This window comes from Ensifer sp. GW821-FHT05G01 (assembly GCF_059419585.1).
In genome coordinates this window covers 97,324-117,955 of the sequence record NZ_JBWKSC010000006.1, presented here as the reverse complement: position 1 = coordinate 117,955, position 20,632 = coordinate 97,324, and the positions used below count along the sequence as shown (strand labels likewise).

The following is a 20,632-nucleotide window of genomic DNA, read 5'->3' as shown; positions in this document are numbered from 1 at the left end:
CCTCAGCTCATCCAGTTGCCGCCATCGACGTTGTAGGTCTGCGACACCACGTAGTCGCTCTCGGCTGACGCGAGAAAAATCGCCATGCCCGTGAGATCCTCGGCCGTTCCCATGCGCCCGTAGGGCACTTCGGCACCCACGAGCCGCTTCTTCTCGCCGCGTGGGCGGTTCTCGTATTTGGCAAACAGCGCGTCGACGCCGTCCCAGTGTTCGCCGTCGACCACGCCCGGAGCGATGGCGTTGACGTTGATGCGATGCTTGATCAGGTCGAGCCCGGCCGACTGGGTCAGGCTGATGACCGCCGCCTTGGTCGCGCAATAGACCGCGACCAGTGCCTCGCCGCGACGCCCTGCCTGGCTTGCCATGTTGATGATCTTGCCGCCCCTGCCCTGGGCGATCATCTGTTTGGCGGCCGCCTGCATCGCAAACAGCGTTCCCGACACATTGATCGAAAACAGCCGGTCATAACTTTCGCGGGTGATTTCGACGATCGGTGCGAGATCGAAGAGCGCGGCATTGTTGACGAGTATGTCGAGACCGCCGGCCTCGGTAACGACCGATGCTATCGCCGCGTCGATCGAGCCCTGCTGCGTCACGTCCATTTCGACAGCATAGGCGCTCGGTCCGATCTCCGCGGCCGTCTCACGCGCCCGCGCCATGTTGATGTCGGCAATCGCCACCCGGGCGCCTTCGCGCACATAGGCTTCGGCAAAAGCGCGACCGATACCCCGCGCAGACCCGGTGATCAGCGCGCTTTTCCCGTGAAGACGTTTCATCGAACTGCCAACCCCTTGTCGTCGAACCTGTGGACGCGCTGGGCGTCAGGCGTCAGGAACACGCGATCACCGTGAGTGACAGCGAAATCACCGCCGACCCGCGCCGTCATCGTTCCGATATTGTCGACGTTGACATGCAGGAACGTGTCCGAGCCCAGGTGCTCGGCAACCCCGACCGTGCCGCCCCAGGTGCCGCTTTCCTTGGACAGCACCAGATGCTCCGGCCGGATGCCCATTGTGTGCGCCTGATAGGCAGTGGCCGGCGCACCGGAGACGAAGTTCATGCGCGGCGAACCGATAAAGCCGGCGACGAAGAGATTGTCGGGCTTGTGATAGAGATCGAGCGGCGAGCCGACCTGTTCGATGCGGCCGCGATTGAGCACCACGATCTTGTCGGCCATGGTCATGGCCTCCACCTGATCGTGGGTGACGTAGACCATCGTCGTCTTCAGGTCCTGGTGCAGTTGGCTGATTTCCAGCCGCATGTTGACGCGCAAGGCAGCGTCGAGGTTCGAAAGCGGCTCGTCGAACAGGAACGCCTTCGGCTGACGCACGATCGCCCGGCCGATGGCGACGCGCTGGCGCTGACCGCCCGAGAGCTGCCGCGGTTTGCGGTCGAGGTAGTCGGTGAGATTGAGAACGCGCGCAGCATCGGCCACTTTCTTGTCGATGACGGCCTTGTCCTCGTTCGCCATTTTCAACGGAAACCCGATATTCGAGCGCACGCTCATATGCGGATAGAGCGCGTATGACTGGAACACCATCGACAGGCCGCGTTGTGCGGGTGGTAGCTCGGTGGCGTTCTTGCCGTCGATGACGATCTCGCCATCGCTCACATCTTCAAGCCCGGCGATCAGCCGCAAGAGCGTGGACTTCCCGCAGCCCGACGGGCCGACGAAGACGACGAACTCGCCGTCGTTGATGTTGAGGTCGATCGACGGGATGACGGCATGGGCGCCGAAGACCTTCGAGACGTTTCTGAGCGTTATGTTTCCCATTGTCGTATCCCTTATTTGACCGCGCCGAAGGTGAGGCCGCGCACGAGCTGTTTCTGCGAGAACCAGCCGAGTATGAGGATGGGGGCGATCGCCATGGTCGAGGCCGCCGAAAGCTTGGCGTAGAACAGGCCCTCGGGGCTTGAGTATGAGGCGATGAAAGCCGTCAGCGGCGCCGCCTTCGCGGCACTGAGGTTGAGCGTCCAGAACGCCTCGTTCCAGGCAAGGATGATGTTGAGCAGCAGTGTCGAGGCGATGCCGGGGATCGCCATCGGCGTCAGCACATAGATGATCTCCTTCGACAGAGAAGCACCGTCCATGCGTGCCGCTTCCAGGATCTCGCCGGGGATTTCCTTGAAATAGGTGTAGAGCATCCAGATGATGATCGGCAGGTTGATCAGCGTCAGCACGATGACGAGGCCGGTGCGGGTATCGAGCAGGCCGGTGTTGCGGAACAACAGATACATCGGCACCAATACGCCGACCGACGGCATCATCTTGGTGGAGAGCATCCACATCAACACGTCCTTGGTGCGCTTGGTCGGCGAGAACGCCATCGCCCAGGCAGACGGAATGGCGATGATCAGGCCGATCAGCGTCGAGCCGAAGGAGACGACGACGGAGTTCATGAAGTGCAGGAAGTAATTCGATCGGCTCTGCACCTCATGGTAGTTCTCCGTCGTCCAGTCGAAGAAGAACAGTGACGGCGGCGAGGCGATCGCCTCTGCCTCGGTCTTGAAGCTCGTCAGGAACGTCCAGAGGATCGGGAAGAAGATCAGGATGCCGATCGTCCAGGCGACGACGGTAACGATGATCTTTCTTCGGGTGGAGACGTTGCGTGCCATGGGTCTCAAGCCTCCAGCGTCTTGCCGATCATGCGCATCAGGAAGAATGCGACGATGTTGGCGAGGATGACGGCGATGATGCCGCCGGCGGATGCGCCGCCCACGTCGAACTGCAGCAAGGCCTGCGCATAGACGAGGAAGGTCAGATTGGTGCTCTGTGTGCCCGGGCCGCCATTGGTCGTCACCAGGATTTCCGCAAAGACCGAGAGCAGGAAGATCGTCTGGATCAGGATGACCACGGTGATGGCGCGGGAGAGATGCGGCAGCACGAGATAGATGAAGCGGCTCCAGGCGCTGGCGCCGTCCATCTGGGCTGCTTCCTTCTGCTCTTCGTCGAGCGATTGCAGCGCCGTCAAAAGGATCAGTGTCGCAAAGGGCAGCCACTGCCAGGCGACGATGAGGATCACCGACATCAACGGTGCGTTGGCGAGAAAGTCGAAGGGCTGCAGTCCGAAGAGCTTGGCCACCCAGGCGAACAGCCCGTTGACCGGGTTCATGAACATGTTCTTCCACACCAGTGCCGCGACGGTCGGCATGATCAGGAACGGCGCGATCACCAGGATGCGCACGATCCCCTGCCCGAACATCGGCTGGTCCAGCAGCAGCGCCAGCGCGATGCCGCCGACGACGGTGATGAACAGCACGCCGAGCACGATGGCGAGTGTGTTGAAGATCGCGTGGAAGAAGGCCGGATCGGTGAGGAAGTACTTGTAGTTCGAGAAGCCCGCGAACTCTTCCATTCCCGGCATCAGGAGATTGTAGCGCAGGAACGAGAAATAGATCGTCATGGCCAGCGGAACGATCATCCAGGCCAGAAGCAGAAGCACCGAGGGCGCGATCATCAGACGCGCGGCGGAGCGGGTGTGCAAGGTCGCCATGGCGTCCCCCCAAATGACGGAATTCAACGCTGTTTCGAGATCGGGTCGGGCCGGCGCGTGATCCCGCGCAGGCCTGACTTGAGGGAAATTACCGGGGCGCCAGCCATTTGCGGCCGGCACCCCGGGCCCTTGGGAGCGCTATTTGATGTAACCGGCCTTGGTCATTTCGCGTTCGGTCAGTGTCTGGGCGCTGGCAAGCGCGTCGTCGACGCTCATCTGACCGGCAAGGGCCGCCGAGAACTGCTGGCCGACCGCCGTGCCGAGACCCTGGAATTCGGGGATCGCCACGAACTGCACGCCGACATAGGGCACCGGCTTGACGGCCGGGTTCTTCGGATCGGCGGCATTGATCGAATCGAGCGTCATCTTCGCAAACGGCGCTGCCTTCTGGTACTCAGGGTTTGCGTAGAGCGAGGTGCGCGTGCCCGGGGGAACGTTGGCCCAGCCTTCCTTGTCGGCAACCAGCTTCAGATAGTCCTTGCCCGTTGCCCAGGCGATGAACTTTTCGGCCGCTGCCACCTTCTGCGAACCGGCGGGAATGGCGAGGTTCCAGGCCCAGAGCCAGTTGCCGCGTTTGCCAAGACCGGTGTCAGGCGCAAGCGCAAAGCCCACCTTGTCAGCCACCGTCGATTCCTTCGGATTGGTCACGAACGAGGCCGCAACCGTCGCATCGATCCACATGCCGCACTTGCCGGTCTGGAACAGCGACAGGTTTTCGTTGAAGCCGTTCGAGGATGCACCGGGCGGTCCGGCGTCATTCATCAGCTTGACGTAAAAGTCGAGCGCGTTCTTCCATTCCGGCTGGTCGAATTGCGGCTTCCAGTTCTCGTCGAACCAGCGCGCGCCGAAGGCGTTCGCGGTTGCCGTCAGGAACGCCATGTTCTCGCCCCAGCCCGCCTTGCCGCGCAGGCAGATGCCGTAGACTTCGTTGTTCTTGTCGGTGATCTTGCGGGCTGCCTCAGCGATAAAGTCCCAGGTCGGCGCGTCGGGCATGGTCAGCCCAGCCTTCTCGAACAGGTCCTTGCGGTACATCACCATCGAGCTTTCGCCGTAAAACGGTGCGGCATAGAGCTTGCCGTCGATGGTCAGGCCCGAGCGGATCGCCGGCAACAGATCGTCGACATCATAGTCGGCGCCGAGATTGTCGAGCGGCAGCAGCCAGCCCTGCTTGGCCCAGATCGGCACTTCGTAGGTGCCGATGGTCATGATGTCGTACTGGCCGCCCTTGGTGGCGATATCCGTCGTCACGCGCTGGCGCAGCACGTTTTCCTCGAGCGTTACCCACTCGAGCGTAATGTCCGGATTCTTGGACGTGAAATCATCCGTCAGCTTCTGCATCCGGATCATGTCGCCGTTGTTCACGGTCGCAATGGTCAGCGTTTCTGCTTGGGCCAGACCTGACAGTGCGACTGCCGAGCATGTGCCCAGCAGGAAAGTTCTCAAATTCATCGACTTCCTCCCAGAAGAAATTGAGCATTTGCCTCGCTCATGGGCAATTACTCACTTATCGTAAAAGAATGTCAATCCGCTTTCGTTGCTGCGCTGCAAACAGAAAGGTTACAAAGCTGTTTTGATTGTCGATTTTTTATCAGCAAGCGATCATATGAACGCCAAAAGGCCGGTGCATGGCCGGCCTCCGTCAACTGGAATCGGTGCGATCAGGCGTTGAGCAGGTAGGCGGCAGTCGCCTCATCGGTGATAATGCCGTTGATGATCCGGCCCTTGAGAGCCGCCCTCAGCGCCTCGTATTTGCGCCGTCCCTTGGCGAGACCGATCACCGAGGCATTGTCACGGGATGGGAGCGGAACCGAGGCGACGCGATCGTTGAAGCTGCCGGCCATCAACGCGCCGTCTTGGTCGAACATCCAGCCGCAGATCTCCCCGGCTGCACCCGATTTCGTCAACTGCCCCATTTCGTCCTGGGACAGAAACCCGTCCTGGCAAAGCGGCGCGTCGGGGCCGAGCTCGCCGACGCCGACAAAGGCGACATTGGCTTGCGCACCGAGCTTCAGCGCCACCTGGACGAGGCTCTGGCTGTGCAGCACCGCGCGCTCCTCCGCCGACGAGGCGAGCACCGGCAACGGCATTGGAAAATGCCGCGCCTTGACCGCATCGGCCATGCTGAAGATGACGTTGTAATAGGCGGCCGAGCCGTCGAGCCCGATATTGCCGGTCAGTGACACGATGCGATGTTGCGGACATTCCATCGCCGGCAGCTGGTCGATCGCCGCCTTCAGGGTGCGGCCGGTGCCGATCGCCAGAACCTGGGGCTCGGGCAATTTGAGCCAGCGCTCGATCTCGGCAGCTCCGGCTTCAGCGATGCCGACCGTCGTCGAACTCGAGCCAGGATCGCTCGGCACCACGTCCACATGCCTGAGATCGTATCTTTCGCGAAGCCGTTCGGCGGCCTCCAGGCATGCGGCAATCGGATGATCGAGCCGGACCTTGATCAGGCGCTCTGCCATGGCGAGCGACACCAGCCGCTGCGCCGATTGGCGCGAGATGCCCATGACCGTGGCGATCTCGTCTTGTGTGCGGCCGGCGACATAGTAGAGCCAGCCCGCGCGGGCAGCATCGTCAAGCCTGTTGTTCGCCTCAGCCCTGCGCGCCATGCCAATTCTCCGTTCCCCCGCGATCGCGACGTCTTGGGGTCGGATTCACCCAAAAACATCGTGATCGCTTCCCTGAGCTAGATCCGGATGCGGGCGGAAACCCGCACACACTTTTCCTCATCCCGCTCTGATTTGCTGCCACTATTTGCCCTGCCCTGTCAAACAGCGCTCAAGAACAAGCACTTGGCACGTCTACGGCAAAGTGCCGGAGCACAAGGCTTTCAGGTCATTTCGACGGCAAACTTTTACCGTTTGATAAAAAAATAAAGCGTGTTACCGTTCCATCATCCTGAGAAAACATTGGGAGCCAAAAATGGGAACGACGCAATCTGGGATCCTCGGCGGCCGCCTGCCGCTCGCGGACTACGAAACCAATTTCTCCGACCTCCATCCAGCCCTCGACAGGCACGAGGCATTGGTCGCATCCGACCGCTGTTATTTCTGTCATGACGCGCCATGCATGACGGCCTGTCCGACCTCCATCGATATCCCGCTGTTCATTCGGCAGATATCGACGGGCAACCCCATCGGCTCGGCCAAGACCATCTTCGACCAGAATATTCTGGGCGGAATGTGCGCCCGCGTCTGTCCCACCGAAACGCTCTGCGAGCAGGCCTGCGTGCGCAACACGGCCGAGGAGCGCCCGGTCGAGATCGGCCGCCTGCAGCGCTACGCAACCGACATCGCCATGAAGGAGAACAAACAGTTCTACGCCCGCGCCGCCGCCTCCGGTCAAAGGGTTGCCGTCGTCGGCGCCGGCCCGGCAGGGCTTGCCTGCGCTCACCGCCTTGTGGTCAAGGGCCACGAGGTCGTCATCTATGACGCCCGGGAGAAATCCGGCGGCCTCAATGAATATGGCATCGCCGCCTACAAGTCGGTCGACGATTTTGCCCAGAGCGAAGTCGACTACGTCCTGTCGATCGGCGGCATCGAAGTTCGCCACGGCCAGGCGCTCGGCCGCGATTTCTCGCTTGCAGACCTGAGCGAGCAGTATGACGCCGTCTTCCTCGGCCTCGGCCTTGCTGGCGTCAATGCGTTGCGCATCGAAGGCGAAAATGCCGAAGGCATCGATGATGCCGTCGACTTCATCGCCGCCCTTCGCCAGTCGAAGACCAAGGCCGACATTGCCGTCGGTCGCCGCATTGTCGTTCTCGGCGGCGGCATGACCGCCATCGACGCCGCCGTCCAGGCAAAGCTGCTCGGCGCCGAGGAGGTGACGATCTGTTACCGCCGCGGCAAGGAGCATATGAACGCGTCGGAATTCGAGCAGGATCTGGCAGCGTCCAAGGGCGTCACCATCCGCCACTGGCTCCAGCCCAAGCGCATCGCGCTGAAGGACGACAAGGTCGCCGGCATCGAGCTCGAATACACCACGCTCGTCGATGGAAAGCTGACCGCGACCGGCGAAACGGGTATCATAGCCGCAGACCAGATCTTCAAGGCGATCGGTCAGACCTTCGAGGCGTCGGGCCTCGGCTCGCTTGCGTTCGAGGGTGGCCGCATCGTTGTCGATGCGGAAGGCAAGACATCGCTTGCCAATGTCTGGGCCGGTGGCGACTGCGTTGTGGGTGGCGAAGACCTGACAGTGTCGGCCGTCGCCAATGGGCGCGATGCAGCCGAAGCGATCAACCGGGCTTTCGCCGCGGCCATGCCGCAGGCGAGCGCCGTTGCATAACGGATCGGGAGGACGGAACAATGGCTGATCTACGCAACAATTTTGTCGGCATCAAATCCCCGAACCCGTTCTGGCTGGCCTCCGCGCCGCCGACGGACAAGGCCTATAACGTCGAGCGCGCCTTCAAGGCGGGCTGGGGCGGCGTCGTCTGGAAGACGCTCGGCGAGGAAGGACCGCCCGTCGTCAACGTCAACGGCCCGCGCTACGGCGCGATCTGGGGCGCCGACCGCCGGCTGCTCGGCCTCAACAACATCGAGCTCATCACCGACCGCGACCTCTATGTGAACCTGCGGGAAATGAAGCAGGTCAAGATGAACTGGCCGGACCGAGCTCTGATCGCATCGATCATGGTGCCTTGCGAGGAAGAGGCCTGGAAGGCGATCCTGCCGTTGGTGGAAGAAACCGGCGCCGATGGCATCGAGCTTAACTTCGGCTGTCCGCACGGCATGTCCGAGCGCGGCATGGGTGCCGCGGTCGGACAGGTGCCGGAATATATCGAGATGGTCGTGCGCTGGTGCAAGCAGTACACGCGCATGCCCGTCATCACCAAGCTGACGCCGAATATTACCGACGTGCGCAAGCCGGCGCGGGCGGCCAAGGCCGGCGGCACCGATGCCGTGTCGTTGATCAACACGATCAACTCGATCGTCTCCGTCGATCTCGACAACTTCGCACCGAACCCGACGGTCGGCGGCAAGGGCACCCATGGCGGTTATTGCGGCCCGGCCGTCAAGCCGATCGCCCTAAACATGGTCGCCGAGATCGCCCGCGATCCCGAGACCTACGGCCTGCCGATCTCGGGCATCGGCGGCATCACCACCTGGCGCGACGCGGCCGAGTTCCTGGTGCTTGGCGCCGGCAACGTGCAGGTCTGCACCGCGGCGATGACCTACGGCTTCAAGATCGTCCAGGAAATGATCTCCGGCCTCTCCGACTGGATGGATGCCAAGGGTCATCGCAATCTCGACGACATCACCGGCCGCGCCGTGCCGAATGTCACCGACTGGCAGTACCTCAACCTCAACTACATCGCCAAGGCCAAGATCGATCAGGATTCCTGCATCAAGTGCGGCCGCTGTCACATCGCCTGCGAGGACACCTCCCACCAGGCGATCACCCAGTTCGTCAATGGCGTGCGCCATTTCGAGGTGATGGAAGACGAGTGCGTCGGCTGCAATCTCTGCGTCAACGTCTGTCCCGTCGAGAACTGCATTACCATGGAAGAGCTGCCGGCAGGCAGCATGGATCAGCGCACCGGCAAGCCGGTCGATCCGAACTATGCCAACTGGACGACGCATCCGAACAATCCGATGGCCCGCCAGGCCGCGGAATAGGCAGGCGAAAGCGGTTCCAGGAAACCGCAGCGGGTTCCTGGAACCGCTTTAGCCCACGAAAAACGCCGCCGGAGCAACAATCCGGCGGCGTTGTTGTCAAAGGCGTCTCACACCTCGACCACCACCTTGCCGAAGGCGCCGCGATCGAGATGCGCCAGCGCGTCGCGGAAATCCTCGAACCGGTAGCGCGCATCGACCACGGGCTTCAGGCCGGTCTGGTCGACAGCAGCCACCAGATCCTCCAGCGCCCGGCGATGGCCGACGCCGATGCCTTGAATGACCGGAGATTTCAGCAGCACCGGCGGCACCGGCGCCGAGATCTCCGCGCCCTCCAGTACACCGATAACCGAGATCCTCCCCTGCACAGCCACCGCCTCCAGCGAACGGCCGAGATTGGCGCCACCGGCGAGCTCCAGGATATGATCGGCACCGTGATCGCCGGTGATCTCAAGCACACGCTCGACCCAATCTTCGTTCAAGCGATCGATGCCGTGGTCGGCGCCAAGAGCAAGCGCACGCTCAAGTTTGTCACGGCTTGCCGACGTGACGATAACTTCAGCGCCATGCGCCTTGGCGATCTGCAACCCGAACAGCGAAACGCCGCCCGTCCCCTGCACGACGACGCGGTCGCCGGCCTTCGGCCGTCCCTTTTCGACCAGAGCATACCATGCCGTCACACCGGCGCAGGGCAAGGTGCTGGCCTCACCGTCATCGATGCTCTCAGGCGCGTGCACGAACCAGTCCTCAGGGAAGGCGACATATTCCGACGCGACACCGGGATTGAGACCACCGAGCGCAAACGAGGTCGGGTGACGCGCAGTCCCCGGCTTTTGCCCGTCGATCCAGGTGGGATCGAAGACGGAAATGACGCGATCGCCGGCTCGAAAGCGCGTCACGTCGCTGCCCACCGCTTCGACGACGCCAGCCATGTCGGAGCCCGGCACGAAGGGGAAGGCAAGCGGCATGCCCATGCCGTTTTCGAGCACCAGCTTGTCGCGAAAGTTGAGCGATATGGCGGTGGTTCGAACGAGCACTTCGCCCGGGCCCGCCTCCGGAACGGGACGTTCGACGAGCTTGAGGTTCTGAGCGCCCAGCGCATCGATCGTCCACTGCTTCATCAGTCTTGCCATGGTCTTTCCTTTCATTGGATTGATCTGATGGAGAAAGCATAGCGTTGAAATTAACTCTCCAGTTACGATATGATTTCGTCATATTGGTTCCCTGAGGGATACAAAAATGAGCTATCTCAGTGGCGTTTCGGTGTTTGTGGAAGCAGCAGACGCCGGTGGTTTTTCGGCAGCCGCCGAAAGGCTCAACCTGTCGCGCTCGGCCGTCGGCAAGACAGTCGCCAAGCTGGAACAGAGGCTCGGCGTTCGCCTGTTTCATCGCACCACCCGCACGCAGAGCCTGACCGACGAGGGTCAGCTGTTCTACGAGAACTGCCTGAGGGCGCTCAGTGAAATCAGGGCCGGCGAAGCGCTGCTGGAATCCGGCAAGCAGGAGATACAGGGGCGCTTGCGCCTGTCGATGCCGGTGCATTTCGGCCGCCAATGCGTCATGCCGCTTCTGTCCGAACTGCTGCGGATGCATCCGCGCCTGGAGTTCGACCTCAACTTCAGCGACCGCAACGTCGACCTCATCGAGGATGGCTTCGATCTGGCCATCCGCTCCGGCCCGCTGCGGAGCGATCCCGAACTGATGTCGCGCAAGATCGCCGACCAGCGCATGATCGTCTGCGCCTCTCCGGCCTATATCGAAGCGAACGGCGCCCCGAAGACGATTGAAGACCTAATGGCGCATCAGGCCATCCTTTACCGGCGCAGCGGTCAACCCCTCGCCTGGTCCTTTCCGGCCAAGGCCGGCCAGACGCAGGCCGTCACCCCGCCGGCGCGGCTGCGCCTCGACGACCTGACGTCGATCGCCGACGCGGCGGCTGACGGTTTCGGTATCGCCTGGCTGCCATGCTGGCTTGTGGGCAGCCGCATAGCCTCCGGTTCGCTCGTGCGGATACTTGCCGATGCGCCCGCCCTCTCCTACGGCGCCTACGTCGTCTGGCCGAAAACCCAATACATGCCGCCTAAGCTGCGTCTGCTCATCGATACGCTTGCCGCGCGCCTGCCGCCCATGATGGAATGACGGCAACGGCAGCCGCCGCGGACTCAGGTCAGGGAGGCAATCGACATGCAGAAAGTGGCAGGAATCGGCGGGCTTTTCTTCCGCAGCGACGATCCGGACCGGCTCGCTGCCTGGTATCAGGCCCACCTCGGCATAGACACCGTGCCTTCGAACTACGACGACAGTTGCTGGCAGCAGCGCGCTGGCAGCACCGTCTTTGCGCCGTTCAAGCGCGATACCGATTACTTCGGCCGTGGAGAACAAATGTGGATGGTCAACTTTCGCGTCGACGATCTCGACGCGATGGTCGAGCAACTGCGCACTGCGGGCATCGAGGTGACGACCGATCCGCAAACCTATCCGAACGGCCGCTTCGCCAGGCTCCACGACCCCGAGGGCAACCCGATCGAACTCTGGCAGCCGAACCCCGCCGAATAGCGCCGGCGACCGATGACGCGCAAGACACGATAACGAAACAGATTGTGTAGAAAAGGTAAGTTGTCGGCGTATGCGATCTGGATAATAAAGGGGGAAAGAACCGAAGCCGGCGTCTCGCCGGCAGAGCTGGGCTCGCTATTTGACGATCATTTCCGCCAATAGACGCAAGCGCATTCACCTCGTCTCCGGGGCAGTGCTTGGTACGTTCATCCTTGCCCATTTTCTCAACCATTCGCTCGGCCTGATCTCCGTCGAGGCCATGGAAGCCGGCCGCAAGGTCTTCAACGTCGTCTGGCATAGTGTGCCCGGCACGATCTTGCTCTATGGCGCGCTGCTGGCGCATTTCATCATGGCGCTCGACAGCCTCTACCGGCGCCAGACGCTGCGCATGCCGATGCGCGAGGCGCTGAAGATCGTCTTCGGCCTCAGCCTGCCGTTCCTGCTCATCGGCCACGTCACCGCGACGCGGATCGAGCCGCTTTTGACCGGCGTGGAAGCCGACTATCCCGGCATGCTGCGCGCGCTCTGGTCGAGCTGGACCAATACCACCCGACAGTCGCTGGCCCTGCTGCTCGCCTGGAGCCACGGCTGTCTCGGCGCCTGGTTCTGGATGCGCGGGCGCACCTGGTTTCCGCGCTATGAAATCCTGCTCTATACGGTCGCCATCCTCGTACCGATCTTCGCGCTGCTCGGCTTCTTCAGCGGCGCCCGCTCGCTCGAACGTGTCTACGAAGAGCATGGCGGCTACGGCGACAGGGCCGAAATCAGACCGGCCTACGACGTCAACCTGCTCGAAGACATCCGGTTCGGCCTCTACCTCGGCTTTGCCGGTCTGATCGGCGGAACCTTCATCCTGCGCATCCTGCCCAAGGGTGGGCGCATTCGCGTCCGCTATCCCGATGGCCGCGTCGCCACCGTCAATCTCGGTTTCAGTGTGCTGGAGGCGAGCCGCGCCGCCGGCATTCCGCATGTCTCGGTCTGCGGCGGCCGCGGCCGCTGCTCCACCTGCCGCGTGCGGGTGATTCAAGGCCTTGAAGGAAATCCGGGGCCGGAGGATGCCGAGTTGACGACGCTGACGCGGATCGGCGCACCGGACAATGTGCGGCTTGCCTGCCAGTTCCGCCCCGTCCACAACGTCACCGTCGTTCCCATCCTCGATACCGACAGCATCGGCATCAAGAAGCAGCTGGTGCGCCAGGACGGCGAAGGCCGCGAGCGGCGCATCGCCGTGCTCTTCTGCGACCTGCGCGGCTTTACCAGCATCGCCGAGCACAAGCTGCCCTTCGATACCGTCTTCCTCTTGAACCGCTATTTCGAGATGGTCGGCGAGGCGGTCGAGGATTCCGGCGGCGTCATCGACAAGTTCATCGGCGATGGCGCTCTCGCCATCTTCGGGCTGAAGAGCTCCTTCACCGAGGCCTGCCAGCAATCGCTGGCAGCCGCCGTGCGCATCTCCAAGGGTATCGACGCCCTCAACCAGACCTTCGAGGGCGAACTCGACGAGCCGCTCAGGATCGCGATCGGCATGCATGCCGGCCCGGCCATCATCGGCGAGATCGGCTACGGTCAGGCAACGTCGCTGACCGCCGTCGGCGACACCATCAACACCGCGAGCCGGCTCGAAGGCCTTGCCAAGGAGCACGACGCCCAGCTTGCCGTCTCGGCCGAACTCGTCAACCGCGCCGGTGTGGTGATGGAGGCGCACAAGCGGCTCGACATCAGCCTTCGCGGACGCCAGGCGACACTCGAAACCTGGATCGTCGAGGACGCCGGCGATATTGCCAAGGCCTTGCAACCGTCACCGGCTCCGGCTTAGAGCATTTCCAGGAAAAGTGCGAAGCGGTTTTCCGTCAGGAAATGCGTAGAAACAAAGCGATAGGGCGTTACTATGACTCCGTTTACACCGGAAATGCTCTATAGGTGCGTGGGCACACGCATCCTTCGCCATCTCCAGTTCCGGAAGCCAGCATGAAACAGGACGTCTCGCCGAAAACGGCGCACCAGAGCCACGCCAAGGGCGTCGAAAAGCTCAAGGCGCATCTGGCGATGCTGACCTTTTCGGCGCTGATCGCCGGCTCCTTCTCCTTCGGCGGCCTGGCGGCACAGCATATGGGTGCAGGTCCGCTGACGCTCTGGCGCTATCTGTTGACTGTCGTCGTGCTCGGCGCGCTTACCTTCGGTTATGCGCGAGTACCGTTTCACATCCCCAAACAGCTGTGGCGTTTTCTCATCCTTGGCGGGCTGATCGCCGTCTACATGCTGACCATGTTCAAGGCGCTGGAATTCACCGATCCGGTTTCGACCGGCGCCGTCTTCACCCTGATGCCGCTGTTAAGCGCGGGCTTCGCCTTCCTGCTGCTCGGCCAGCACACGCGGCCGGGCGTGCTCGCCGGCCTGATCATCGCCGCACTTGGCGCCGTTTGGGTGATCTTTCGCGCGAACGTCCAGGCGATCCTCGCCTTCGATATCGGTCAGGGTGAGCTGATCTTCTTCGTCGGCGTCATCTGCCACGCGATCTATGTGCCCTTGATCCGCAAGTTCGATCGCAAGGAAAACCCTTTCGCCTTTGGATTCTGGGTCGCCGCCTGCACCGTGCCGTGGCTGCTCGTTCCCGGCGCGGTCGGCCTTGCCACCACCGACTTTTCAAGCCTGCCGGCCATCGTCTGGATTGCCGTCGTCTATCTCGCTGTCGTGACGACGGCGATCACCTTCCTGTTGCTGCAGTTCGCCTCGATGCGGTTGCCGTCGTCGAAGGTGCTCGGCTACGGTTATCTGACGCCGAGCTTCATCATTCTGCTTGAAGGCATTCTCGGCCACGGCTGGGTCAGCCTCCCCGTCCTTGCCGGCGCGTTGACGACGGCCTGCGGGCTGGCGCTGATGGCGCTGCTGCCGGATTGATGTCTGAAGCATGTCGCGCAAAAGTGTGCCGCGGTTTTGCGATAACGACATGCGTAAAAACAAGAGCCTAAAGCGTGTAACGCGACTCTGAGCGATCGCGATGCGCTTTAGGCCATTCAGGAGATCGGCTGTTCGCTGACCTGCAGCCCATCGACAAACAGGCGCTCGAGAAAGCGCGCCGCATCCTCGAACCGCCCTTCGCCGGAATTGCCCTGCCCGAGCACCGCGCGCACCTGTACGTCGAAGTCGGCATAGTGCTGCGTCGTCGACCAGATCGCAAAGATCAGGTGATAGGGATCGCACTTGGCGATCTTGCCGGCCTTGGTCCAGGCGCGGATGACCTCCGCCTTCTCGTCAACGAGTTCCTTCAACGGCCCCTTGAGTTCGTCCTCGATATGCGGCGCGCCCTGCAGCACCTCATTGGCAAACAGCCGGCTTTCGCGCGGGAAATCGCGCGCCATCTCCAGCTTTCGGCGAATGTAGCTGCGGATCTCGGTGACCGGGTTTCCCCCGGCGTCGAAGGCGCGCAGCGGATCGAGCCAGGTGTCGAGCACGCGATCGATCAGCGCCCGATGCATCGCTTCCTTGGTGCGGAAATAATAAAGCAGGTTGGGCTTCGACATGCCGGCCACATCGGCGATCTGGTCGACGGTCGCACCGCGAAAGCCGTGGGCCGAAAACACCTCCAGCGCCGCCTCCAGAATGCGCTCTTCCTTCTCACCCTGGATGCGTGTACGCCTCTGGGTCCTGGCCGCTCTCGGAAGTACCATTTCGCCCCCTGCCGGTGCCTGCGCGCTGATCCGCCCAGTCGGTCTCTGCCCAATTTTCGGCGCCGCCATCTTTTCGGGCAACAACTTCGTTTTTTTGCTTTTCCGGCTTGAGTGCCGCAACGGAAGTTGTAATGTTTACCAACCGGTCAAATTATCAGCCAGTTCGCCAGCAAAGGCAACGACTGATCGAAGGGCACCAGAAAAAACCAAGCCTGGATTTGACCAAGGGAACATGAGGGGCATGCGCCACCCAAGGCGCTGTCCGAAAGAATGAGGAGACCGCCGTGGCAGCACCTGGCGAGAACATGCGCGTCAATGCCGACCGCCTGTGGGATACATTAATGGACATGGCCAAGATCGGCCCTGGTATCGCTGGCGGCAACAACCGCCAGACGCTGACGGACGAGGATGGCGAAGGCCGTAAGCTCTTTCAGTCCTGGTGCGATGAAGCGGGCCTGACCATGGGTGTCGACACCATGGGCAACATGTTCTTCACCCGGCCCGGCACCGACCCGGATGCCCTTCCCGTCTATGTCGGCTCCCATCTCGACACCCAGCCGACGGGCGGCAAGTTCGACGGCGTGCTCGGTGTGCTCTCGGGCCTCGAGGTCGTTCGCTCCATGAACGATCTCGGCATCAAGACCAAGCATCCCATCGTCGTCACCAACTGGACCAACGAGGAAGGCGCACGCTTTGCGCCTGCCATGCTCGCCTCCGGTGTCTTTGCCGGCGTGCACAGCCAGGACTTTGCCTATGGCCGCAAGGACCCGGAGGGCAAGACCTTCGGCGATGAATTGAAGCGCATCGGCTGGGTCGGCGACGAAGAGGTCGGCGCCCGCAAGATGCACGCCTATTTCGAATACCACATCGAGCAGGGCCCGATCCTTGAGGCCGAAAACAAGGACATCGGCGTCGTCACTCACTGTCAGGGCCTGTGGTGGCTGGAATTCACGCTGACCGGGCGCGAGGCGCACACCGGCTCGACCCCGATGAACATGCGCGTCAATGCCGGCCTTGCCATGTCGCGCATCATCGAAATGGTCCAAAGCGTGGCGATGGAAAACCAGCCGGGGGCCGTCGGCGGCGTCGGCCAGGTGGTGTTCTCGCCCAATTCCCGCAACGTGCTGCCGGGCAAGGTCGTCTTCACCGTCGATATCCGCTCGCCCGACAAGGCCAAGCTTGACCGCATGCGCGCGAAGATCGAGGCGGAGGCGCCGAAGATTGCCGATGCCCTCGGCGTCGGCTGCTCCGTAGAGGCCATCGGCCATTTCGAGCCGGTGACCTTCGATCCGAAACTCGTCACCGCCGTGCGCAACGCCGCCGAGCGGCTCGGCTACAGCCATATGAACCTGATCTCCGGCGCAGGACACGATGCCTGCTGGGCCGCCAAGGTCGCGCCCGCCACGATGGTCATGTGCCCCTGCGTCGGCGGCCTCAGCCACAATGAGGCCGAGGACATCTCCAGGGAGTGGGCAGGCGCCGGAGCCGACGTCCTCTTCCACGCCGTCGTCGAAACGGCCGAAATCGTCGAATGAGTTTGCGGGCGGGACGAAAGTTCCGCCCTTTTTCGTGGCGGCCGAACGGCCACCGGAAGCACAATCGCGAGGGTGAAAATCAATGAGCACTGTCATCAAGGGCGGAACCATCGTCACCGCCGACCTGACCTACAAGGCGGATGTGAAGATCGAAGGCGGCAGGATCGTCGAGATCGGCCCGAACCTGAACGGCGACGAAACGCTCGACGCCACCGGCTGTTTCGTCATGCCGGGTGGCATCGACCCGCACACACACCTCGAAATGCCCTTCATGGGCACCTACTCCTCCGATGACTTCGAAAGCGGTACCCGGGCAGCGCTCGCCGGCGGCACGACGATGGTCGTGGATTTCGCCCTGCCCTCGCCCAACCAGTCGCTGCTCGAAGCGCTTGACATGTGGCACAACAAGTCGACGCGCGCCAACTGCGACTATTCCTTCCACATGGCGATCACCTGGTGGGGCGAGCAGGTCTTCAACGAGATGGAGACCATCGTCAAGGATAAGGGCATCAACACCTTCAAGCACTTCATGGCCTACAAGGGCGCCTTGATGGTCGACGACGACGAGATGTTCTCGTCCTTCCAGCGCTGCGCGGCACTCGGCGCCCTGCCGCTCGTGCATGCGGAAAATGGCGACGTCGTCGCACAACTGCAGGCCAAGCTGCTGGCCGAAGGCAATAACGGCCCGGAGGCGCACGCCTATTCGCGGCCGGCCGAAGTCGAGGGCGAGGCCACCAACCGCGCGATCATGATCGCCGACATGGCTGGAAGCCCTGTCTATATCGTCCACACCTCCTGCGAACAGGCGCATGAAGCGATCCGCCGCGCCCGCGCCAAGGGCATGCGCGTCTTCGGCGAGCCACTGATCCAGCACCTGACGCTCGACGAGTCAGAATATTTCAACAAGGATTGGGACCACGCCGCCCGTCGCGTGATGTCGCCGCCGTTCCGCAACAAGCTGCATCAGGACAGTCTCTGGGCCGGCCTTGCTTCCGGTTCTCTGCAGGTGGTGGCAACCGATCACTGCGCCTTTACATCAGAGCAGAAACGCTCTGGCGTCGGCGATTTCACCAAGATCCCCAACGGCACCGGCGGACTTGAAGACCGCATGCCGATGCTTTGGACCCACGGCGTCAACACCGGCCGTATCACCATGAACGAGTTCGTGGCGGTGACCTCGACCAACATCGCCAAGATCCTCAACGTCTACCCGAAGAAGGGCGCGGTGCTCGTCGGCGCCGACGCCGACCTCGTGGTCTGGGATCCGAAGCGCACGAAGACGATCTCGGCCAAGAGCCAGCAGTCGGCGATCGATTACAACGTATTCGAGGGCAAGGAAGTAAAGGGCCTGCCGCGCTACACGCTGACCCGCGGCATCGTCGCCATCGAGGAAGGCACGATCAAGACGCGCGAAGGCCACGGCGAATTCGTCCGCCGCGATCCGTTCCCGGCCGTCAGCACCGCGCTCACCACGTGGAAGGAAGTTACCGCCCCCCGCGCCGTCCAGCGCAGCGGTATCCCGGCGACCGGGGTGTAATTTTGGTGTTTCGCGGCCTGCACGTCTTCACACCACTCTGTCCCACCGGACATGTCCCGCCACACCGGTGGGACGCTTCGGCTCGGTTTCCCATCGCCTCAGCCAGGCACGAGGGCGTCGAGCTCCGGCAGCAGAACGACGCTTTCCTGCTCCTTGGGGTCGGTGCGGGCGATGACGGCCGAACAGGGTGCGTCGGAGAGATTTGCCGGCAGGTGCGGCACGCCGGCCGGAATGTAGAACATTTCGCCGGCGCGAACGACCACATGCTCCTCGAGCCGCTGGCCGAACCAGGTGTGCGCCTCGCCCGACAGCACATAGATCGCCGTCTCGTGGCTCTCGTGCAGATGCGCCTTGGCACGCGCGCCGGGCGGGATCGTCAACAGGTGCATGCAGATGCCGGTCGCGCCGACGGTCTCCGCCGCAATGCCCTCGAAATAGCTGAGCCCCTGCTTTCCGGCATATCCGCTGCCGGGGCGAACCACGCGACAGCCAGGATTGGATGATCGAGACATGACTGTTCTCCAGAATTCCCTGAAAAACCAGCAGCAAACGGCTCCGCTTGCAAATCCGCGATTGCATGTTGCCGGTCCGGATAGCAGTCTGACACAGCCAAGCCAGAATGAGTATTCGCCGATGACGTCCAATACCGCATCCGTGGTTTCGGCCCGGGACCTCTGCCTGACCTTCGAGACTGCCGACGGCCCGGTCAACGCCCTGACCGGCGTCAACCTGGATGTGGCCAAGGGCGATTTCGTGTCGTTCATCGGCCCGTCCGGCTGCGGCAAGACGACGTTCCTGCGCGTCATCGCCGATCTCGAAAAGGCGACCTCCGGTACCATCACCGTCAACGGCATGACGCCCGAGGAAGCCCGGAAGCAACGTGCTTATGGCTATGTGTTTCAGGCGGCCGCACTCTATCCCTGGCGCACCATCGAGAACAACATCGCCCTGCCGTTGGAAATCATGGGCTATTCCAAGGCGGAGAGACAAGCGCGCATCGACCGCACGCTCGATCTCGTCAACCTGACAGGTTTCGGCAAGAAATATCCCTGGCAGCTTTCCGGCGGCATGCAGCAGCGCGCCTCGATCGCGCGCGCATTGGCCTTCGACGCCGATCTCCTGTTGATGGACGAGCCCTTCGGCGCGCTCGACGAGATCGTTCGCGACCATCTGAACGAGCAGCTTCTGAAGCTCTGGGCGCGGACGAACAAGACGATCTGTTTCGTCACCCATTCTATTCCCGAAGCCGTCTATCTCTCCACCAAGATCGTGGTGATGAGCCCCCGCCCCGGCCGCGTCACCGACATCATCGAATCGCCCCTGCCGCGCGAGCGCCCGCTCGGCATCCGCGAAACGCCCGAGTTTCTCGAAGTCGCCCACCGCGTGCGCGAGGGCCTGAGAGCGGGACACAGCTATGAGGAGTAGCGCGGCGTCTTTGACCGTCTGCCGTCCGGCGACACACGGCGACATGAGCGCCTGCGCCGACATTCTCAACCGCTGGATCGATGCGACGCCCTGGATGCCTCGCATCCACGACCATGCCGACGTCGCGCGATATTACAGCGAGACGGTTTTTCCCGAACGCACCGTGATCGTTGCAGAGCGGGACGAGCGGATCGCAGGTTTCATGGCGCTCTCCAGCGATCACTATGTGACAGCGCTTTACATCGACACACCTGATCGCGGCATGGGCGTCGGCAGAGACCTGCTCGGCACTGCCAAGATGCTGTCGCCACAGGAATTGAACCTCTGGACTTTCGTCGCAAACGACAGGGCTCAGCGCTTCTATGAAAGACAGGGGTTTTCGGCAGTTCGCCGGACCGATGGCGACAACGAGGAAAGCCTGCCCGACATCCTCTATCATTGGCGTGGGGCGGAGGGACAGCCATGACCCTTGCCTATGTGCTCTGGCTGCTGCTTGCCACCACCATCTTTCTCGGCGGCGCGACGGCTTCGCGCGCCTATGTGTCCAACAGCCATATCGGCGTGCTGGTTCTGGCACTCGGGCTCTACATGGTCGGCAACATCATCATGGTCAAACTGATGCGCGATGGCGGCCTTGGTCTTGCGATCTCGCTGTCGGCCATCGTGCAACTGGTCCTCGTCAACATCATCGCCTTTGCCGTCTTCGGCGAAAGGCTGAGCCTCACCCAGGCGGCCGGCGTCATGCTCGGCATCGCCGCCATGGGCCTGATGTTGCTGCCGACAAGCGGAAAGGCGTGAC

20 protein-coding genes are annotated in these 20,632 nt (G+C 62.4%); 11 read left to right on the top strand and 9 right to left on the bottom strand.

Translation table 11 applies throughout. From position 1 onward, the window contains the following. Positions 1-2 precede the first annotated feature (2 nt). The 6 genes from AC07UR_RS16375 to AC07UR_RS16350 form a co-directional block, all read right to left on the bottom strand. Positions 3-776 carry an L-iditol 2-dehydrogenase gene (locus AC07UR_RS16375; protein WP_209791059.1) on the bottom strand — a complete coding sequence of 258 codons (774 nt, stop codon included), beginning with the start codon at positions 774-776 and terminating at the stop codon, positions 3-5. After that, entirely contained in the window at positions 773-1,774 is a 1,002-nt protein-coding gene (locus AC07UR_RS16370; protein ID WP_209791060.1) for an ABC transporter ATP-binding protein, read from the bottom strand. The genes AC07UR_RS16375 and AC07UR_RS16370 overlap by 4 nt, the downstream gene beginning before the upstream one ends. An 11-nt stretch (positions 1,775-1,785) precedes the next feature. Next, positions 1,786-2,616 carry a carbohydrate ABC transporter permease gene (locus AC07UR_RS16365; protein WP_209791061.1) on the bottom strand — a complete coding sequence of 277 codons (831 nt, stop codon included), beginning with the start codon at positions 2,614-2,616 and terminating at the stop codon, positions 1,786-1,788. A 5-nt stretch (positions 2,617-2,621) separates the two neighbouring features. Next, a complete protein-coding gene (locus tag AC07UR_RS16360) occupies positions 2,622-3,494 on the bottom strand; it encodes a carbohydrate ABC transporter permease (protein ID WP_173423922.1) in 873 nt (290 codons plus the stop codon). Between the two features lie 138 nt (positions 3,495-3,632). Continuing rightward, positions 3,633-4,943 carry an ABC transporter substrate-binding protein gene (locus AC07UR_RS16355; protein ID WP_173423921.1) on the bottom strand — a complete coding sequence of 437 codons (1,311 nt, stop codon included), beginning with the start codon at positions 4,941-4,943 and terminating at the stop codon, positions 3,633-3,635. 209 nt (positions 4,944-5,152) lie between these two features. Next, entirely contained in the window at positions 5,153-6,106 is a 954-nt protein-coding gene (locus tag AC07UR_RS16350) for a sugar-binding transcriptional regulator (RefSeq protein WP_209791062.1), read from the bottom strand. A gap of 313 nt (positions 6,107-6,419) precedes the next feature. On the opposite strand from AC07UR_RS16350, the gene AC07UR_RS16345 reads away from it, so the two are divergent. Then, the gene (locus AC07UR_RS16345) at positions 6,420-7,781 is read left to right on the top strand and encodes an NAD(P)-dependent oxidoreductase (protein ID WP_494700048.1); all 1,362 of its coding nucleotides are present in this window, start codon (positions 6,420-6,422) and stop codon (positions 7,779-7,781) included. A 20-nt stretch (positions 7,782-7,801) separates the two neighbouring features. Beyond that, positions 7,802-9,115: an NAD-dependent dihydropyrimidine dehydrogenase subunit PreA gene (preA, locus tag AC07UR_RS16340; RefSeq protein ID WP_209791064.1), complete on the top strand. Its 1,314-nt coding sequence runs from the start codon at positions 7,802-7,804 to the stop codon at positions 9,113-9,115. Positions 9,116-9,222: 107 nt separating this feature from the next. Here preA and AC07UR_RS16335 read toward each other — a convergent pair whose 3' ends face one another. Then, positions 9,223-10,245, bottom strand: coding sequence for a zinc-dependent alcohol dehydrogenase family protein (locus AC07UR_RS16335; protein ID WP_209791065.1), 1,023 nt, complete (start codon positions 10,243-10,245; stop codon positions 9,223-9,225). Between the two features lie 106 nt (positions 10,246-10,351). Between AC07UR_RS16335 and AC07UR_RS16330 the strand changes: the two genes are divergently transcribed. From AC07UR_RS16330 to AC07UR_RS16315, 4 genes are all read left to right on the top strand, one after another. Beyond that, the gene (locus AC07UR_RS16330; protein WP_209791066.1) at positions 10,352-11,251 is read left to right on the top strand and encodes a LysR family transcriptional regulator; all 900 of its coding nucleotides are present in this window, start codon (positions 10,352-10,354) and stop codon (positions 11,249-11,251) included. Between the two features lie 45 nt (positions 11,252-11,296). Further along, positions 11,297-11,668, top strand: a complete 372-nt coding sequence (locus AC07UR_RS16325) for a VOC family protein (protein WP_209791067.1) — start codon at positions 11,297-11,299, stop codon at positions 11,666-11,668. A 139-nt stretch (positions 11,669-11,807) separates the two neighbouring features. Continuing rightward, the gene (locus AC07UR_RS16320) at positions 11,808-13,484 is read left to right on the top strand and encodes an adenylate/guanylate cyclase domain-containing protein (protein WP_209791068.1); all 1,677 of its coding nucleotides are present in this window, start codon (positions 11,808-11,810) and stop codon (positions 13,482-13,484) included. Between the two features lie 152 nt (positions 13,485-13,636). After that, positions 13,637-14,566, top strand: coding sequence for a DMT family transporter (locus AC07UR_RS16315; protein ID WP_234941906.1), 930 nt, complete (start codon positions 13,637-13,639; stop codon positions 14,564-14,566). A gap of 116 nt (positions 14,567-14,682) precedes the next feature. On the opposite strand, the gene AC07UR_RS16310 is transcribed toward AC07UR_RS16315, so the two are convergent. Then, positions 14,683-15,336: a TetR family transcriptional regulator C-terminal domain-containing protein gene (locus tag AC07UR_RS16310; RefSeq protein ID WP_209791069.1), complete on the bottom strand. Its 654-nt coding sequence runs from the start codon at positions 15,334-15,336 to the stop codon at positions 14,683-14,685. A gap of 284 nt (positions 15,337-15,620) precedes the next feature. Here AC07UR_RS16310 and AC07UR_RS16305 point away from each other — a divergent pair, with 284 nt between their 5' ends. Both AC07UR_RS16305 and hydA read left to right on the top strand, forming a co-directional pair. Further along, on the top strand, positions 15,621-16,871 hold the full coding sequence (locus AC07UR_RS16305; RefSeq protein ID WP_327795864.1) for a Zn-dependent hydrolase: 1,251 nt from the start codon (positions 15,621-15,623) through the stop codon (positions 16,869-16,871). An 82-nt stretch (positions 16,872-16,953) separates the two neighbouring features. After that, entirely contained in the window at positions 16,954-18,408 is a 1,455-nt protein-coding gene (hydA, locus tag AC07UR_RS16300) for a dihydropyrimidinase (protein WP_209791070.1), read from the top strand. A 98-nt stretch (positions 18,409-18,506) separates the two neighbouring features. Here the strand turns inward: hydA and AC07UR_RS16295 are convergent, their stop codons facing one another. Next, on the bottom strand, positions 18,507-18,920 hold the full coding sequence (locus tag AC07UR_RS16295) for a cupin domain-containing protein (protein ID WP_173423911.1): 414 nt from the start codon (positions 18,918-18,920) through the stop codon (positions 18,507-18,509). Positions 18,921-19,041: 121 nt separating this feature from the next. On the opposite strand from AC07UR_RS16295, the gene AC07UR_RS16290 reads away from it, so the two are divergent. Genes AC07UR_RS16290 through AC07UR_RS16280 form a run of 3 tightly spaced genes read left to right on the top strand, consistent with a single transcriptional unit; the run spans position 19,042 to position 20,631 of the window. Beyond that, complete coding sequence (locus AC07UR_RS16290; protein ID WP_173423910.1) at positions 19,042-19,833, top strand: ABC transporter ATP-binding protein; 792 nt, start codon at positions 19,042-19,044, stop codon at positions 19,831-19,833. Beyond that, positions 19,823-20,299 carry a GNAT family N-acetyltransferase gene (locus AC07UR_RS16285; protein ID WP_209791071.1) on the top strand — a complete coding sequence of 159 codons (477 nt, stop codon included), beginning with the start codon at positions 19,823-19,825 and terminating at the stop codon, positions 20,297-20,299. The genes AC07UR_RS16290 and AC07UR_RS16285 overlap by 11 nt, the downstream gene beginning before the upstream one ends. Further along, positions 20,296-20,631 carry a hypothetical protein gene (locus AC07UR_RS16280; protein ID WP_173423908.1) on the top strand — a complete coding sequence of 112 codons (336 nt, stop codon included), beginning with the start codon at positions 20,296-20,298 and terminating at the stop codon, positions 20,629-20,631. The genes AC07UR_RS16285 and AC07UR_RS16280 overlap by 4 nt, the downstream gene beginning before the upstream one ends. Position 20,632 lies beyond the last annotated feature (1 nt).